General features: G+C 40.2%; 15 protein-coding genes. 2 read left to right on the top strand and 13 right to left on the bottom strand.

The features are described from left to right. Positions 1-22: 22 nt before the first annotated feature. Genes E0E32_RS12075 through E0E32_RS12055 form a run of 5 tightly spaced genes read right to left on the bottom strand, consistent with a single transcriptional unit; the run spans position 23 to position 6092 of the window. On the bottom strand, positions 23-1006 hold the full coding sequence (locus tag E0E32_RS12075; RefSeq protein WP_066193067.1) for an alpha-ketoacid dehydrogenase subunit beta: 984 nt from the start codon (positions 1004-1006) through the stop codon (positions 23-25). Next, positions 1006-2007 carry a thiamine pyrophosphate-dependent dehydrogenase E1 component subunit alpha gene (locus E0E32_RS12070; RefSeq protein WP_130859846.1) on the bottom strand — a complete coding sequence of 334 codons (1002 nt, stop codon included), beginning with the start codon at positions 2005-2007 and terminating at the stop codon, positions 1006-1008. Before E0E32_RS12070 ends, E0E32_RS12075 begins: the two co-directional genes overlap by 1 nt. Position 2008: 1 nt before the next feature. Further along, positions 2009-3418, bottom strand: a complete 1410-nt coding sequence (gene lpdA / locus E0E32_RS12065) for a dihydrolipoyl dehydrogenase (RefSeq protein WP_130859845.1) — start codon at positions 3416-3418, stop codon at positions 2009-2011. A 14-nt stretch (positions 3419-3432) separates the two neighbouring features. Further along, positions 3433-4512, bottom strand: coding sequence for a butyrate kinase (gene buk, locus E0E32_RS12060; protein WP_066193062.1), 1080 nt, complete (start codon positions 4510-4512; stop codon positions 3433-3435). After that, a complete protein-coding gene (locus tag E0E32_RS12055) occupies positions 4509-6092 on the bottom strand; it encodes an AAA-type ATPase lid domain-containing protein (protein ID WP_161485717.1) in 1584 nt (527 codons plus the stop codon). The genes buk and E0E32_RS12055 overlap by 4 nt, the downstream gene beginning before the upstream one ends. Positions 6093-6222: 130 nt before the next feature. Between E0E32_RS12055 and E0E32_RS12050 the strand changes: the two genes are divergently transcribed. Beyond that, positions 6223-6465, top strand: a complete 243-nt coding sequence (locus tag E0E32_RS12050) for a DUF2627 domain-containing protein (RefSeq protein WP_066193058.1) — start codon at positions 6223-6225, stop codon at positions 6463-6465. Between the two features lie 23 nt (positions 6466-6488). On the opposite strand, the gene E0E32_RS12045 is transcribed toward E0E32_RS12050, so the two are convergent. Next, positions 6489-7841, bottom strand: a complete 1353-nt coding sequence (locus E0E32_RS12045) for an aspartate kinase (protein WP_130859844.1) — start codon at positions 7839-7841, stop codon at positions 6489-6491. Between the two features lie 495 nt (positions 7842-8336). On the opposite strand from E0E32_RS12045, the gene E0E32_RS12040 reads away from it, so the two are divergent. After that, positions 8337-9419 (top strand): mechanosensitive ion channel family protein, encoded by a 1083-nt coding sequence (locus E0E32_RS12040; RefSeq protein WP_286171896.1) that lies wholly within the window; start codon positions 8337-8339, stop codon positions 9417-9419. Positions 9420-9807: 388 nt separating this feature from the next. Here E0E32_RS12040 and spo0A read toward each other — a convergent pair whose 3' ends face one another. The 7 genes from spo0A to E0E32_RS12005 all read right to left on the bottom strand — a co-directional run bounded on the left by spo0A (position 9808) and on the right by E0E32_RS12005 (position 17950). Then, entirely contained in the window at positions 9808-10590 is a 783-nt protein-coding gene (gene spo0A / locus E0E32_RS12035) for a sporulation transcription factor Spo0A (RefSeq protein ID WP_066193054.1), read from the bottom strand. A gap of 415 nt (positions 10591-11005) precedes the next feature. Continuing rightward, the gene (spoIVB, locus tag E0E32_RS12030) at positions 11006-12259 is read right to left on the bottom strand and encodes a SpoIVB peptidase (protein WP_066196454.1); all 1254 of its coding nucleotides are present in this window, start codon (positions 12257-12259) and stop codon (positions 11006-11008) included. 149 nt (positions 12260-12408) lie between these two features. After that, on the bottom strand, positions 12409-14127 hold the full coding sequence (gene recN, locus E0E32_RS12025) for a DNA repair protein RecN (protein ID WP_066193052.1): 1719 nt from the start codon (positions 14125-14127) through the stop codon (positions 12409-12411). 15 nt (positions 14128-14142) lie between these two features. Then, a complete protein-coding gene (gene ahrC / locus E0E32_RS12020) occupies positions 14143-14592 on the bottom strand; it encodes a transcriptional regulator AhrC/ArgR (RefSeq protein ID WP_066193051.1) in 450 nt (149 codons plus the stop codon). Between the two features lie 27 nt (positions 14593-14619). Next, positions 14620-15435 (bottom strand): TlyA family RNA methyltransferase, encoded by an 816-nt coding sequence (locus tag E0E32_RS12015; RefSeq protein WP_066193049.1) that lies wholly within the window; start codon positions 15433-15435, stop codon positions 14620-14622. Positions 15436-15441: 6 nt separating this feature from the next. Continuing rightward, positions 15442-17340 (bottom strand): 1-deoxy-D-xylulose-5-phosphate synthase, encoded by a 1899-nt coding sequence (gene dxs / locus E0E32_RS12010; RefSeq protein WP_130859843.1) that lies wholly within the window; start codon positions 17338-17340, stop codon positions 15442-15444. Between the two features lie 31 nt (positions 17341-17371). After that, complete coding sequence (locus E0E32_RS12005) at positions 17372-17950, bottom strand: hypothetical protein (RefSeq protein ID WP_066193045.1); 579 nt, start codon at positions 17948-17950, stop codon at positions 17372-17374. Positions 17951-18224 lie beyond the last annotated feature (274 nt).

The following is an 18224-nucleotide window of genomic DNA, read 5'->3' as shown; positions in this document are numbered from 1 at the left end:
TCGTCACGTTTCTCACTCCTCTTTAAAATTCCGCTAAGTCACGAATGGCCTGCTCTACCTTATCCGCATTGATTAAGAATTCTTTCTCCAATGGCGGTGCAAACGATGTTGCCGGTACATCAGGGCCTGCTAATCGTGTAATAGGTGCGTCTAAATCGTATAAGCAATGCTCACTAATAATGGCAGCGACTTCTCCGAGGATACTGCCTTCTTTATTATCCTCTGTAACGAGCAATACCTTACCAGTCTTGGACGCTGCTTCAATAATTGCTTGCTGATCTATTGGATAAACGGTGCGCAAATCAAGAATCTCCGTGCTTATTCCCTCTTGTTCCAGCTTTTCAGCGGCCTGTTTTGCAAAGTGCACACATAATCCGTAGGTAATGACCGTGACATCCTCCCCGCTTCTTTTCACCTCTGCCTTACCAATCGGAAGCGTATAATCTTCCTCTGGTACTTCTTCCTTCAACAAACGATAAGCCCGTTTATGCTCTAAAAATAATACAGGATCTTCATCGCGAATCGCAGCCTTTAATAATCCTTTCACATCATAAGGACTGGAAGGCATCACTACTTTCAATCCAGGCTGGTTAGCAAAAATGGCTTCAATGGATTGGGAATGATAGAGACCGCCATGAACACCCGCTCCATAAGGCGCCCTAATTGTCACCGGACAATGCCAATCATTATTCGAACGATAACGAATCCTAGCCGCTTCAGAGATAATTTGATTCACTGCCGGCAAAATAAAGTCAGCAAACTGCATCTCAGCAACGGGTCTCATACCATACATCGCAGCTCCAATACCTACACCTGCAATGGCTGATTCTGCCAACGGGGTATCTATCACCCGTTCTTCACCAAACTGATCATATAACCCCTCCGTCGCTAGAAAAACACCACCACGCTTCCCGACATCTTCTCCTAAAATAAACACTTTCTCGTCTCGTTCTAACTCTTCTTTTAAAGCCTGATTCACTGCTTGAATATAGTTTAAGACAGCCACTATGCTTTCCCTCCTACTCCATAAACATGATCCGTTAATGTTGACACATCGGCATATGGTGCTTGCTCGGCATACTCTGTAGCCTCATTAATCTCTTGTTTTAAGTCCGCTTCAATCGCTTGATCTTCTGTTTCTGTCAAATAGCCTTGTTCGATTAACATATCCCGGAATCGCGCAATACCGTCAGTCGTTTTGTATTGACTGACTTCATCCTTGGTTCGATAAGTCATATCATCATCATCACTTGAGTGCGGAGTGAGTCGATAAGAAATAGTTTCAACCAAGGTTGGTCCCTCGCCTTTTAAGGCACGCTCATGTGCTTCCTTCACCACTCGGTACACTTCTAAAGCGTCATCCCCATCAACGGTCACCCCAGGTATACCATAACCGACTGCTCGATCAGAAATGTTCTCACAGGCAACCTGTTTACTTAATGGCACGCTAATTGCATATTTATTATTCTCGACCATGACAATCATCGGTAATTTATGAACTGCTGCAAAGTTTAATCCTTCGTGGAAATCTCCTTGATTAGAAGAACCTTCCCCTAAGGTAACAAAAGAAACGGCTGATTTACGCTCCATCTTCGAGGCAAGGGCAAAACCTGCCGCATGTGGTACTTGTGTCGTTACCGGTGAAGATCCTGTAATAATGCGATTTTTCTTCTGGCCATAGTGACCAGGCATTTGACGACCACCTGAGTTAGGATCTTCTGCCTTACCGTAAGCTTGTAGAAAAACTTCTCTGGTAGTCATGCCAAAATGCAACACCACACCTAGGTCACGATAATAAGGTAAGATATGATCTTCCTCCTTATTCAACGCAAAGGAAGTGGCAATTTGCAATACTTCTTGTCCCTGACAGGAAACAACAAATGGGATACTTCCCGATCGATTCAAGAGCCACATCCGCTCGTCTATGCGTCTTGCTAGTAACATTTCTCGATACATTGCCACCAACGTGTCCTTATCTAGTCCTACTGTTTCCGTTTGATTAACCATGTTAATTCCTCCTCTCAGCTGCTAATGCAGCTTCTCCTATCATTTCACTTAAAGATGGATGTGGATAGATAACCTCTGACAGTTCCAACACAGAGCTATCAAAATATTTGGCTGTACTAGCTTGGCCGATTAATTCGGTTACCTGATCGCCAACCATATGAATTCCTAATACATCATTCGTCTTGTTATCGGTAATAATCTTGGTGAAGCCATTCGTATTACCATTTACATGTGCCTTGCCAATCGCAAGCCCTGATACCTTTGCCACGGAATAATCCAGTCCTTTAGCTTGTACTGCTTGTTCGGTCAACCCGATTGTGGCAATTTCAGGATTACTGTAAACGCAAGATGGCATCTCTTGCTCGGTGAGTGAACTGCTATTTACACCAATCATATGGTCAACAGCTTTCTTCCCTTCATAGGTCGCGACATGGGCAAGCTGCTTGCCACCTATCATGTCTCCAATTGCATAAATATGATCTTCTTTTGTCTGAAAATGGTTATTGACTTGGATGAAGCCATGGGCATCCATCTCCATATCGGTGTTCTCAACGCCTATCTTATGAGTGTTGGCTTTTCTTCCAACGGCTAGCAGCAACTTATCAGCAGATATGCTCTCCTGCTTGTCTGTCAGCTGGTAGGTAACGGTCACGTCTTGGTCGGCCTCTACTTTTTTCAATAAAGTCTGTTCATAAATATGAATGCCTTTCTTTTGTAGATCTTGCCGCACTTGTTTCACAATATCTTGATCAAAGCCTGGCAAGATTTGCTCTTGCGCCTCTATAACCGAGACCTCCACTCCGACATCATGTAAAAAAGAGGCCCATTCGATCCCGATGACTCCTCCTCCCACAATGACTATCGATTCAGGCAATTGTTCCAGATGCACTAAATCATCAGAGGTGACAATCAAATGGTGGTCAACCTCTACTAATGATAATGAACTTGGTGAAGAGCCGGTTGCCAGCAGTACATTTTTGGGAACTAGAATATCATTCTCTCTGTCATCCTCATACTCCACCGAAATAGATCCAGCCATCGGAGAAAAAATGGATGGTCCCAAGATACGTCCATAACCGTTATATAGATCAATCTTATGGGAGCTAATAAGCTGCTGAACGCCATTATATAAGGTGGCAACTACTTGATTTTTCCGCTTCATTGCCGTTTCTAGATGGAAAGAGGTTTCTCCTGTTTCTACTCCATAAGTCTCTGCGTGCTTTACTTGTTGATAAACAGCGGCACTTTTTAGTAATGCTTTTGTCGGTATACAGCCTTTATGTAAACATGTTCCGCCTAGTTTATCTTTTTCTACAATCGCTGTTTTCAGTCCTGCCTGTGCCGCATGGATAGCTGCTATATAGCCGCCGGTACCGCCACCTACAACAACTAAATCATAATTCATTGCCATTGATTACATCCCTCTCATTTATGATAATGCTTGACTTCTTCTTGTCCTTGTAGTACCCGAAGTGTCCCTTGAGCTAAGGCTAACATAATATTCTCCCCTGGATAATGGTAAACGTCTGCAATCCAGCTGACTTGGTTGGTAATTTGCTTATTTAATTCATCATATTCAGCTAGATCACCAGTTAATACAATCGCATTAACGTTCCCTGCCAGAACGGTGCTCATCTTACCTATTTCTTTTGCTACTTGATAAGCTAATATCTCGAAGACTTGCTCCACCTTCTGCTGATCGGTTCTCCATAGTAAGGCTAAATCGCTTTTTCTTTCGATACCTAGATACGACTTTATACCACTCTGGTAGATGATTTGCTGCTCAATCGCTTCTTTAGTTTGATTGGTTTCCCAACAAAGATGAATTAAATCTTTATTAGGAATACTGCCCGCCCTTTCAAAAGAAAAAGGGCCATCCCCATCAAATCCATTATTTACATCAATCACCTTACCATATTGATGAGCACCAACGGTTACACCTCCACCCATATGGGCCACAATAAAATTTGCTTCCTCATAACGCAGATACAAACGTTGTGCTAGTGAACGGGCTGCTGATTTTTGATTAAGCGCATGAAAAACGCTACTACGTTCAATCGAAACAATCCCTGTTTTCTTGGCAATATCCATCATTTCATCGACTACAACTGGATCGACGATGTAGGCGGACACATGCCAGTCCGCAGCAATAGAAGCTGCCAGTAGTGCCCCCAGATTGGATACGTGGCTACCGTTAATAGCTTCGGTTAGATCCTTAATCATCTGTTCGTTGACTGGATAAGTTCCACCTTCAATTGGTCTTAACAATCCGCCTATTCCACATACCGCATCGATCGTCGCCACATTTAAGCCAATATCCTGCATAAAGTCCACAATCAATTGTTTCCGTTCCTCTAATTGCAACAATATCTCCTGTTGCAAGCCCAATTCGCTGATAGGGAGTGACTTTTCCACGATACAGTCCTCATTCTCGTATAATGCGATCTGATTGGATTCCACCATCGGATTAATCACTAATATTCGTTTCGTTACGTGATGACTCATGTAACACCTCGATCCATCTGATATTTATCCATTTTGTAATAGAGGTTACGTACGGACACGCCTAAAGCCTTTGCTGTTTGTGTCTTATTGAAGTGATGCGCCTCTAATGTTTCATAAATATAGTTTTGTTCGAATTGATCCATGGCGTTTTGCAAGGAAGGCCGCTCTGTTTGTTGCAGCTGTTGAGCGCTATATGTCTCTCCCGGCAAGTGATCGACGGTAATCACATGATCACTCACGTCCAGATTCCAGATCGTTTGTTCAACGGTTTGTCGTAATTGTGCTACATTACCCGGCCAGTTCAGCCCTTTCCAATATGTCAATACTTGCTGGTCCACTGATTTTATCGTGAAACCAAATTGCAGGTTCATCTGCTGAACGAATACCTCCACCAATGTCTCCATGTCCTCTAGCCGTTCCTGTAGGGCAGGCAACATCATTTGATAAGACTGGAGGTATTCATATAACGGAGCGTGCCATAGTTCAGGTATAAGCAGCTTTTCTGTGCCAAATATACACCGTACCGATTTCTGCTCCTGCAAAAAATGGAGTAGCTGCATCTGTTTTTGTTTGGAAAGCCCCTCATCTATATGAAAATAAATGGTGCCGAATTCCATGTTTTCCTTTAATTTAGAAACAGAATGATCTTCCATCTGGGAAAAATGCTGGATGATAAACGGGTGTATGGCTTGGCGGCTCGCTTGATGGATAGCTCGCGCTAACATCTTCTTCCCAGTTCCTTTGTCGCCCCGGATCACGATGGTTGTATCCATCTTCGCATACAACCTTGCCTGCTCTCTAGCAATTTCGACTACATGATGTTCACCAGCAATATCCTTGATTTGTTCTGTTTTTTCTATTTTTCGTATCACTTTTTTTGCCAGTTCCAGTTCACTTCTCCATTCATGCGAAGGATCTGTTAGCACATATTGCATACAACCTAATAATTTCCCGTTTCTTTGTAAGGGACGGCTGATTAACTGCACCTTATCTGTTTTAGCCGCTGTTGTTGGCAAAGTAGTTTCTTTTTTTTCTCTTCTGGATGTTAGAACTTCTGTCGCTTGTTGATTCGCCAGCGATATCATATATGGGCTGGCTTGTCGTATCACTTCATCCCAATGTTTACTAGTCAGCCACACTTGTTGATCGGCTAACAACACCCGAAATTCATGTTGGCTGCTTACCAACAATTGTTCGAAAATTTCTTTCTCTAAATCCGTATCATGGATAGCCCTTTCTCGATCTTGAAAGCTCTTAGCTGTCTCAATGCTTAACAAAATTCCTTGCAGTCTCCCCTTTTCGTCTAAAAAAGGGGCGTAGTTATTAATCACCTTCTGACCGGTCGTCTTGATTCTATCCAGACGGTCCAGTGGGTGGTGCACTCGTTTCACTTCTTCTATGCAAGGGGCTTTCAACAATTCTGTTAGTTTTACATCTTTTAAACTTGCTCGTTCAAACATTGTTAAGGCGGTTTGATTCGTATAGATAACCACACCAGTCTTATCTGTTACTACCACAGCAATCGTCAATTGATTTAATACATCATGATAACGGGAGAATATGTTTGCAGTTATTTTCATCACACCTTGCATGTTTTTTCATACCTAAAGGATAATACACCTTGCAAACAATTGCAAGGTATATGAGATTTCTTTTCTTTCTTTTTTTTGCTATAATGAAGGTATTTCCATAACATTAGGGGGAAAACGGTTGAGAATTATAGCTTTATTTATATTAGTATTACCTGCCATTTTAGCAACCTATGGCATCAAATTAATGCGCGATGCATTCTTTGGTGAATTAACACCTTTCTTTTTCCATATTGTCATACAGTTTATTGCCGGATTAGGTCTATTTGTTGGCGGACTTGTATTTATCGCTGGCTTTATTCTACATAGAGACCGCAAACGAAAGCTAACCAAGGGTGAAAAAAATAACAGGTACTCCTCTTAATCAAGCAGGAGCACCTGTTATTTTTAATTGACTTCAAAGAAAATATGATACAGTTCCTTTACGGATTCATTCACTTTATCTGACTTAATGCCAAACATCATCGATACCTCAGAAGATCCTTGGTTCATCATTTTGATACTTACATTAGCTTTGGTGAAGGCATGGGTTGCTTTATCAGCTAGACCAATTCCGCTATCCATTCCTTCGCCAACTACCATAATCAATGCTAAGTCACGCTCCACCGTAACTGTGTCGGGATCAAGTTCCTCTTTGATGCGAGAAATAATCCGCGCTTCTTTTTCTTCTGTTAATAGAGATTCACGAATAATCACGGAAATATCATCAATACCAGATGGTGTATGCTCAAATGAGATATCTTCATCATCTAAAATCGTTAATAGCTTCCGACCAAAACCAAGTTCTCGGTTCATTAAGTATTTACTGACATATATACTAATAAAACCAGTATCACTTGCAATTCCTACCACAGGGTTTGGCTGTGGTTCCTTTTTGGAAACGATAATAGTCCCCATCGCTTTAGGATTATTCGTATTTTTAATAGAAACAGGAATATCCGCTTTAAACGCTGGAATCAAGGCTTCATCATGGAACACCGAAAAACCAGCATAAGAAAGTTCACGCATTTCTTTATAGGTTAAGGATGTAATCTGCTTTGGCTGATCAACAATCGTCGGATTGACACAATACACGGAATCGACATCGGTAAAGTTTTCATACAAATCTGCCCTTACACCTGCCGCGACGATGGAACCAGTGATATCGGATCCACCTCGTGAAAAAGTGACTAATTTACCTGTTTTTGAATAACCAAAAAATCCTGGAATGACAACAATCTCATCCCGTTCCCGCAATCGGTATAAAAGATCGTAACTTTCCGATAAGATTTGGGCATTGCCAGGTGTATCACTAACCAAAATCCCTGCCTCTTGCGGATTTAAATACGTCGCCTTCAGTCCAAGCGATTGTAAGTAGGCACTCAATACTTTGGCAAGGGAGTCTTCCCCTGTTGCCTTGAGTGCGTCCATTTTTAAGGCCACACTATCGTCTGAAGCAAAAATTCGTTCCACTCCTGTTTTTATTTCATCAATAATGGTTTCTGAAATGCCTAATTCCGTGGTAATTTCTCGAAAACGATCGAGGATTACTTTCAATTGTCCTTGATAAGGCTCATCCTTTAAATAAGTATCCCCCAATTGAATAAGAAGGTCGGTTACCTTCACATCATCTGAAAAACGTTTTCCAGGAGCAGAAACAACCACTACTTTGCGATCTTTGTCATCCTGGATAATCTTTGCTACTTTCTGTAATTGTTCAGCGCTTGCTACTGAACTTCCTCCAAACTTTGCTACCTTCATGTATCTAACCTCTCCAATAATTATTTTATATCACTAAAATAGTATCACATCTTACGACAAAATGTTAAACAAAAATGTGCTCTAACACGAAAGATACAGTCGAATATCGACGCTAAACGATTCTTCATGCATGAGATCGTAAAATTCACTCCTTATTCTCTGGTAAATGGTTGCGAATGCATTTTTGATTATGCTATGATCTGATAATGTAGGACAAAAAATCCGGATTTTAAGATGTAAACTTTAATTATATAAGTTGAACTTATAAATATAATAAAACGTGTGACAAGTAAGGCTTTGCTCACATTATTCATTCAACTTATATAACGAGAACTATTATGCAATTTTATAGCGGTTGATTGGAAATCTGTCGCATAGTATGTTAAAGTGTACAATCATTCAAGGTAAAAGATAATAGAGTGCGAATGGAAAAAAGGGAAAAGGGAGAAACATCAAAATCCGCAACATGTCGAAACGAAACCAGGAGGGATTTATTTGAATTGGAGATTTTGGGAAAACATAACGATGGACGACTATATACAACTGGGGATTAGTATTGCCATCATTTTGGTTGCTTTCCTCATTCGAAAGATTTTTATTAAGTATGTTTTTTATTTATTTGTCAAACTAACCAATAATAGCAAAACGGAATTCTTAAATGCTGCACTTAAGGCTTTTGAGAAGCCATTACGCTTCTTGTTTGTAGTGATTGGTATCTATATCGCGTTAGCCTACTTTCCATTTATCAGTCAAAAGGCAGAGCTTGTAGGACAATTACTCAGTATTTCTGTCATTATCGCGGTTGCCTGGTGGCTCTATAATTTAAGCTCAAGCTCTTCCCTTTTCTTCAAAAAGATCGGGGAAACACTAAACTTTGAAGTGGATCAAATATTACTTCCGTTCCTATCGAAAGCCCTTCGCTTTATTATCATTGCGATTGCTTTAAGTATTATCGCCCAGGAATTCGGTTATGACGTCAGCGGATTTGTCGCTGGGTTAGGGTTAGGTGGTTTAGCCTTTGCTTTGGCGGCACAAGAAGTCATCAAAAACCTTTTCGGTGGAGTGGTGATTATTACAGAAAAACCATTTTCGATTGGGGATTGGATTATGACACCTAGTGTGGAAGGTACGGTTGAGGATATCAATTTCCGTAGTACAATCATTCGTACCTTTCAGGATTCATTAGTGACCATCCCAAACGCTACCCTTTCCAATGAGCCAATTACTAATTGGAGTTTAATGGGTAAACGACAGATTTCCTTTACACTTGGGGTCACGTATGAAACATCGAAAGAACAGCTGGATAACGTATTAGACAAGATTAGAACCTACTTAAAAAACAATGAGGATATCCATCCTGAGACTATTTTTGTAAAGTTCTCCGAATATAATGAAAGCAGCTTAGATATTATGTTCTATCTCTTTACCAAAACAACCGCTTGGGAAGAACATCTAGATATCAAAGAAGCAATTAATTTTAAAATCATGGATATCTTGAAAGAAGAAGGAGTCGAAGTAGCCTTTCCAGCTCGCTCGATTTACCTTAATGAACATGAACAATCCGATCATGCCTCATAAAACGTGGCTATAACATTCTTAGATGGAAGGGAAAGGGACCATTTCGTGTCCCTTTCCCTTTTTTGTAAATTAGGAAAGTTTATAATCATTGATATAATAGGGATTGGAATTATTTTATATGGAACGAATCGGCAGTTAGTATCTAATTTCGGATAGCAAAATAAAGGACCGGGCTGGTTTTCGCCCGGTTTTTTTGTAAGAAAGTATAAAATCCTTGGTATGAGAGGACTTGGAATGATTTTGACCTTGAATGAACGAGCAGTTCAGTGGCTACTTTGAGTGGTCGGTAAAGGACCGGGCGAATTATGCCCGGTTTTTCTGACCTTTTATAAGTCAACAAATTAATCAATGCTTTTATTTTAATAAAGCTTCCGTACCTCACACTACCTTAACTCGCTCGATGTTCCAATCGGAGACGATCAGCGACCATCGCAATAAATTCGGAGTTGGTGGGTTTTGCTTTGGAGACGCTGACTGTATAACCAAACAAAGAAGAAATGGAATCCATATTCCCTCTGCTCCACGCTACCTCGATGGCATGACGAATAGCACGTTCCACTCGTGAAGCAGTTGTTTTGTATTTCGAAGCAATATCGGGATAGAGTACCTTGGTAATCGATCCTAACAGTTCGATATCATTATAGACCATTGTAATGGCTTCGCGTAAGTACATATATCCCTTAATATGTGCAGGGACTCCAATTTCATGAATAATATGTGTGATATTGGCCTCTAAATCGAATTTCTTTTTTGACGATTGACTAGAAGACGCAGTTTCGTGCTGTATAGATGTTTGTATACCATGGACCTGCTTAATTTGTTCGGCCAGATACTCTAAGTCAAATGGTTTTAAAATAAAATAAGATGCCCCTAGATTAACTGCTTTTTTGGTTACTTCTTCTTGCCCGAATGCCGTCAACATAATGACATTAATATGCTTTGTCTCATCATTTTGCTTTAACTTTGACAACACCGCCAATCCATCGATATGGGGCATGATAATATCTAAAACAACCACATCCGGTTGTATATCTTCCAATATTTCCAGGCATTCCTTACCGTTATAAGCCTTGCCTACTACCTCAAGCCCCTCTTGGTATTCTAAGTATTCTTCCATCAATTCCACCAATTCGCGATTGTCATCCACTAACATAACCTTTGTTTTTTCCACAAAAAGTCCTCCTTCAATTATGATCTTGCTAAATTATTTTGTCATCAACTAATATTTTCGACAAAACAAAGAGAATTCCTGCTTTTGTTGTAAAAAACTTACTGTCAATTATCGACATGCTGTTTGTCGAAAAATCTTTATTTAAGCATAACAAATTTTGTTAACGGATTCAATAGTGAAAATCAAGTATCAACTGCTAATAAGACAGGTGCTGCAAACAAACTGTTCCATGTGATAATGTTGATCTGTTTTACCTGCTCTGGAAAATGAACTATAGTCATTTCTCAGATTTCTCAGATAGGTGCTCTTGATCAGAGGACGTTCATACAGCTTGTGATATGATTATGATGCTTACTTGTAACAAAACCTAATAAAGCCCGCTTCCAGCTATTAATGGAAACGGACTTTATTAGGCTTAGCTTGCCTTCTTATCCTGTTTATAGATATCGATACCCGCTTCGCTCAGCATCCACTCAATGTGTACCCCGTAACCACTGGTTGGATCATTCACGAAAACATGCGTAACAGCACCGATGATTTTATTATTTTGAATAATAGGACTTCCACTCATCCCTTGAACAATACCACCTGTTGAATCCAATAATCGCTTATCCGTGATTTGTAATATCAACCCTTTAGTAGCCGGCGCTGATTGATCAAGTGTATTGACAATCTCCACATCAAATGCTTCAATCTTCTCGCCTTCGATAACGGTTAGAATCTTGGCCGGCCCTTCTTCTACCTCATTAGGGAGCGCAATCGACATTGGCTTCGACCATTCTCCCTCAACCGGAGATTGATTTAAAGTACCGAAGATGCCAAAAGGCGAATTCTTTGTAATATTACCTAAATTGGAATCCTTCAAGATAAAATCCGCTTGTTTTTCTCCAGGTACACCATGTTCTCCTTTTTTGATATCCGTGATCTCGGAACGAACAATGGATCCATTATTTATCTCTACTGGCTTTCTTGTATCCATATCGGAAATAATGTGCCCTAAAGCACCATACTTTTTGGATTGAGGATCATAAAAGGTCATCGTGCCAATTCCAGCGGCTGAATCTCGAATATAAATACCTATCCGATATTCTTCTGCTTTTACATCATACGTTGGTTTTAATTCGGTCTCCATCACTTTGTCATTTCGTTTTAGAGTAACATCTAATGTTTGTTGTTCTTCTCCTGCTTGTTTAACCATTGGTTGCACTTCCTGCATACTTGCAATTTCTTTATCATCGATTGAAATTATATTGTCCCCTACTTGAATATCTGCTTCTTCTCCAGGGGATGTGGTTCCTTCTTTAGTCGTTACTAAATGATGGCCAACCACCAAAACCCCCTGTGTTTGCAGATTAATCCCAACAGAATGTCCTCCAGGAATCACCTTAAAATCATCATACGCTTCTACATTTACTTTTTTTACAGGAATATTGTTCAAGGTATAGACTATTTCTTGCTCCCCGCTCTCCTGTATCTGATTCTCCATTAAATCCGTGGCATATTGAACTCTCTGTTCTGCTGAAGCCTGAACAGTTTCATCTGGATTGATGATCTCTGACTGTGCAAAAGTTTTAATATGCGTGGGAATGGAAAGGTATATCTGAAATGGTGTGTACCATGGGAGTACCATTAATAGGACAAGGAGTATTAATCCTGTACTTTTCCTCATGAAACCTCTCTTCACATAATCGCCCTCCTTGTTGGTCCAGATAATTAATCTGTATCTTTAATTTGACCGTAAAGAGGGCTTTTTAAACCCGTTAAACATAACAAAAACGGGTGAAGATTTCCACCTTGGAAAAAGTAAGCTTAGGAAGGTTATTTTGCTTGTTGGTTCATTTCAATCAATTCTTTGGCATGAGTCTTAGAGGCTTCTGTTAATTCATTTCCAGTAACCATTTTGCCAATTTCCTCGATTCGCTGCTCAAAAGTTAAGGTCTGAACCGTCGTATGGGTCCGATTATCCTCAACAAGTTTTTCAATTTTTATGTGGGTATCAGCGATAGAAGCGACTTGCGGTAAATGGGTAATACATAAAACCTGTGATCCTTTTGAAATATTGTAAATCTTCTCAGCCATTGCTTGTGCTACCCTGCCACTCACACCGGTATCAACCTCGTCAAAAATCACACTGGTAATCCCTTGATGCTTTGAAAAAATATTCTTTAAAGCAAGCATAATCCTGGACATTTCACCGCCTGAGGCAATCTTTGCTAATTCTTTAACAGGCTCACCGGGGTTAGTGGAGATCAGAAAATGAACTTGATCAAAGCCATTATGATGTGGCTGAATGTGCTTCCCTTCAAAAAACAACCCATTTTCTCGTGTAGGGATTGATAAATCTACTTGAAAGGTCGTCTTTTCTAAATAAAGATCCCTTAATTCTGCTAACACTGCAGCTTCTAGTGTAGAAGCTGCTTTTTTTCTTATCTCATGCAATTCTTTTGCCTCTATTAACAGATCACTGGCTAGCTCTTGCAGTGTTTCTGACAGGTTGGCGAGATGCTGATCACGATTCCTGATTTCTTCCAGTTCCTCTTCGACTTTGGCACTATAGGTCATTATCTCTTCTACAGTTGGTCCATATTTACGCTTTAACTGATCAATTTCATGGAGTCTGGATTCAATCAATTCCAATCGGGCTGGATCATAATCCATCGAATCAACAAATTGACGGATTTGGTAGGACAATTCCTCAATCATAAAATAATGGTCAACATACGTTTGATGTAGCTTTTGAATATCTTGATGATGTTCACCAGCCGTTTCCAGGTTATTGGAAGCTTGTGACAGCCAATCCAGCCCTCTTTGTTCACCATGCAGTGCATTGTAGGCCTCATTCAATGCTTGATGTGTCTGTTCAAAGTGATGAAGATGATTTCGTTCTTCACTTAGAGATTCATCTTCATTTGGTTGTAGCTCTGCATTTTGAATTTCTCTCAGTTGAAACTCTAACAGATCGATTCTTTGTGCCAATTCACGTTCGTTCTTATTATTAGCTTCATATTTCGCCTTTAAGTCTTTCCATTGTTGAAAAAAACGTCGATAATCTTGTTTAAAGGCGGGGTGATCTGCTTGCAAAAATTGATCAAGCAATTCGATATGCTTCTCTTGATTAAGTAAAGATTGCGTTTCGTGCTGACTATGAATATCAAGGATAGATTGGCCGATTTCCTTTAGGATTGCTAAGGTGGTTAATTTCCCATTAATCCGACAGATGCTTTTGCCAGTATGAGAAATCGTTCGATGTAAGACCAACATCTGATCTTCTTTGATTTCAAAGCCAAAGTCTTTGGTCATGCGGTATACAGGATGATCGTTATCTTCCACGATAAACAATCCTTCGATTTCCGCTTTTTTCTCGCCATGACGGACATACTCTACGGAACCTCTACCGCCAATTAACAGCCCTAATGCATCAATAACAATGGACTTTCCAGCACCTGTTTCACCGGTTAACACGGTTAGACCTTTATTAAATGAAATAGATAATTCATCGATAATCGCAAAATTTCGGATTGATAATTCCGTTAACATCTGCTTCCACACCTTTTATAACATCTCTAAGAATTTATCTTTTAATGCCATTGCCTCATCTGTTGTTTTACAAATGATCAGGATGGTATCGTCGCCACAAATAGAACCAACAATCTCTTCCCATCCTAAGTTATCAATTAACGCCCCCATTGCCTGTGCATTACCCGGTAAGGTCTTCATTACAATAAAATGAGTCACCGTATCAATGCTGATAAAAGCGTCCATAATAAATCGCTTTAGCTTGTTTAAGGGATTAAACTTTTGATCTGCTGGTAAGCTGTATTTATAATTACCATCTGTCCCGGGAACTTTCACTAAATGTAACTCTTTGATATCGCGTGAAATCGTTGCCTGTGTTATTCCATAGCCTTGGTTCTGTAATGCCGCTACTAGATCATCCTGGGTTTCAATTTCTTGTTCAGAAATAATTTCACGAATCTTAATTTGACGTTGCGCTTTATTCATTCCAGTTCCTCCAACTTTGCTTTTTTGCTATTGTTTTAAGGCTTGATGGGAGTCTGCTACTACTTGTTTGATAAGCAACGGCAGCGGGTTCTGCTCGACACGTGCTGTCGATTTTTCCAATAGCGCTAAGTATTCAATATTACCGTCTCCACCAGTAATTGGCGAAAAGGTAAGACCCGAAATGTGAAACCCTAGCTCTTGAGCGAATCCTAGCGTCTCCTCAACCACTTGTTGGTGAATTTTGGGGTCTCTAACGATGCCTTTCTTACCAACCTGATCCCGACCAGCTTCAAATTGCGGTTTTATTAAAATAACCACTTTGCTTTGTTTTGCTAATAACTGATAAAGAGGTGGCAAGATCAAACGTAAGGAAATAAAGGACACATCAACCGTTGCAAAATTTGGTTGGTCCTTTGTAAGCATATCCGGTGTGACGTAACGAAAATTAGTTCTTTCCATAACTACGACACGAGGATCATTGCGTAATTTCCAATCTAATTGATTATAGCCAACGTCAACAGCATAGCTAAGTGTCACACCATGCTGTAATGCGCAATCCGTAAAACCACCTGTTGAGGAACCGACATCTATCATCACCTGACCTAATAAATCTAAACCAAAAAAATCGATCGCTTGTTTTAGTTTCAATCCCCCACGGCCAACATATGGAATCGCCTTTCCTTTTATTTCAAGAGGAATATCTTCAGGCACTTTTGTACCAGGTTTATCTAGGCATAACCCTTCTGAAAAAACAAGACCGGCCATGATAGTTCTTTTGGCTTTTTCTCTTGAATCAATCAAATTTCTATCCATTATCAGTTGATCTAATCGTTTTTTACCCATCTTTTATCATGCCCTTTTTTGCTTATCATTACTCGCTGTTAACAGTGCTTTCATTTCGAGTACGAGCTGCTCTTTGGTTAACTGTACCTCTGCCAGAAGCTCCTTAACATTACCATGTTCAATATATCGATCAGGCAGACCCATACGTTTGATTTGTGGTTTATATCCATGTTCTTCAGCAAATTCTAAAACTGAACTGCCAAAGCCGCCTTTCAGCACGGCTTCTTCGACCGTTACAATCGGTATATGCTTGTTCATACGATCATGTAATAAAGGTTCGTCCAACGGCTTAATAAACCTAGCATTGACTACCTCGATATTTAATCCTTGTTTTTTTAACATTTGACTGGCTTCCAAGGCCATTTCAATCGTTGTACCAAAAGTCAGAATCACACCATCTGTTCCTTCTTTAAGGACTTCCCATTTTCCAATCGGCAACGGGTGTAAATCTGCATCCATCTCTACACCTAAACCATTTCCTCTTGGAAAACGCAAGGCTATTGGGCCATCATCATAAGTTAAGGCAGTATGCACCATATGCTGACATTCATTTTCATCTTTTGGCATCATAATTGTCATGTTCGGCAAATGTCGTAAAAAGGCAATATCAAACACCCCTTGGTGAGTTTCACCGTCTGCCCCTACTAAACCAGCTCGATCGATTCCAAATGCCACATTAAGATTTTGTCGGCAAACATCATGAACTAATTGATCATATGCCCGCTGCAAGAAAGTGGAATAAATAGCCAGAAACGGCTTCATTCCTTGTGTAGCCATACCTGCAGACAGTGTCACAGCATGTTGTTCGGCAATGCCGACATCATGTAAACGGTCTGGATAGTGCTCTTGAAACTTGTCTAATTTAGAACCCAAAATCATCGCCGGGGTAATGACCGCTAAGCGATCCTCTCGGGATACTTCCCGTTCCAACGTATCACTAACGACTTGACTCCAGGCAGGAGCGGCATCCGCAGGCTTGATTTTTTCTCCGGATTCAATCTTATAAGGACCTACGCCATGCCATTTATCTTTTTGATCCGTTTCTGCTGGCTGATAACCTTTCCCTTTTTGGGTAATTACGTGAACCAACACAGGACCTTTCGTTTTTTTGGCATACGTAATGTGCTCTTCTAAATCTTTAAAATCATGTCCATCTACTGGACCAAAGTACGTAAAACCGAATTCTTCAAATAACATGCCTGGAACCATGAAATATTTCATGCTATCTTTTACTCGTTCCGCCGTTTGAGCTATTTTCCCCCCAACAGCCGGAATTTTTTTCAACAGTAATTCCAGTTCATCTTTGACACGGTTATATTTCCCTGCACTTCTCATCCTGCCTAAGGCATTGTGCAGTGCCCCTACATTACCTGCTATCGACATTTCATTATCATTTAGAATGACGGTTAAATTTTTCTTCTCATGCCCAATATGGTTTAAGGCTTCTAGCGCCATGCCGCCTGTCAAAGCACCATCACCAATGATCGGAACAACGGAATAATCTTCTTGCTTCATATCTCTAGCTATCGCCATTCCCATCGCTGCTGATAACGAAGTAGAACTATGACCCGCTTCCCACACATCGTGTTCGCTCTCGACCATTTTTGGAAAACCGCATAACCCTTTATATTGTCTTAGTGTATCAAAACGATCTGTTCTTCCCGTTAAAATTTTGTGAATATAGGATTGGTGGCCTACATCAAATAATAGCTTGTCTGTTGGACTGCTAAAATGCTTGTGTAAGGCTAATGTTAACTCCACCACACCTAAATTAGCACCTAAATGGCCACCTGTAACAGACAATTTCCGAATTAAAAACTGGCGAATTTCAGCTGCCAACACTTCTAATTCTTCGGTAGATAATTTTTTTAAAAAAGCTGGATTTTTTATCTTGGTAAGATCCATAAAGGAATCCTCCCTATCTTTTTCTTATTAATTACGATTTTGATAATACTTTTATTTTAAGTTTTTCTTCAAGAAATGCAATGATTTTCCCTACAAAAAAGATGATTTTTGTAGAAGAGGTAATCGCTAGAAACTTCCCCATCGCCTTTCCACCAACGGTTAAAGCCGCAACAAGACTGGTTAGGGTCACGTTAATGATGATGTAGTAAATAGAACCTTCCCCATGTCCGAAACCATTGGCTATCTGTAAGACAACAATTGCTGAAGCCGTACCACTTATTATACCAGAAATATCGCCAATAACATCATTACAAAAGCTTGCAAATCGGTCCGCATTCCGTACAATCAAAATGGCATGTTTCGAACCAGTAACTCGTTCTGCAGCCATCGCATGGAATGGTACTTCATCAGCTGCTGTTGCCGCTATCCCCAGTGTATCGAAAATAACGCCAATTAAGACGATTAGAAAGACAATCAGCAACCCAACAATGGACATAACTCCGCCCAGAATAGAAGAAGAGACTACTGAAAAAATAGCCGCTAACACAAACGTGATAACGGCAATACTAAAACTAAATTTCATTGATTTTTTTAGTTGTTTTTTGTTCATATGTGTAAACCTCGTTCATTATTATACTCTATGTAAGGTGGAATGGTCATTTAAAAAGTTAAAACTGCGGCATAGGTCCAGTAGGTTTTCCCAGACAGGTACCGAGTGTTGCCACTCTGGCGGTTCCCCTTTAAACCTGCCTTAGCGATGTCACCATCAGCTCGACTGGATTACCACTCAGTCCGCACTATAATCCCTTTTAAATGTCCGATTGGAACAGTCTAGGAGATTTCCTCGGCAATCTTTAAACGCCCCCTAGCCTCTTTTGCAGTAC

Source organism: Gracilibacillus phocaeensis, assembly GCF_900626275.1.
Taxonomy (GTDB): Bacteria; Bacillota; Bacilli; order Bacillales; family Amphibacillaceae; genus Gracilibacillus; species Gracilibacillus timonensis.
Note: the sequence above shows the minus strand (reverse complement) of the source record. Positions and strands in the feature narration are given on the sequence as shown.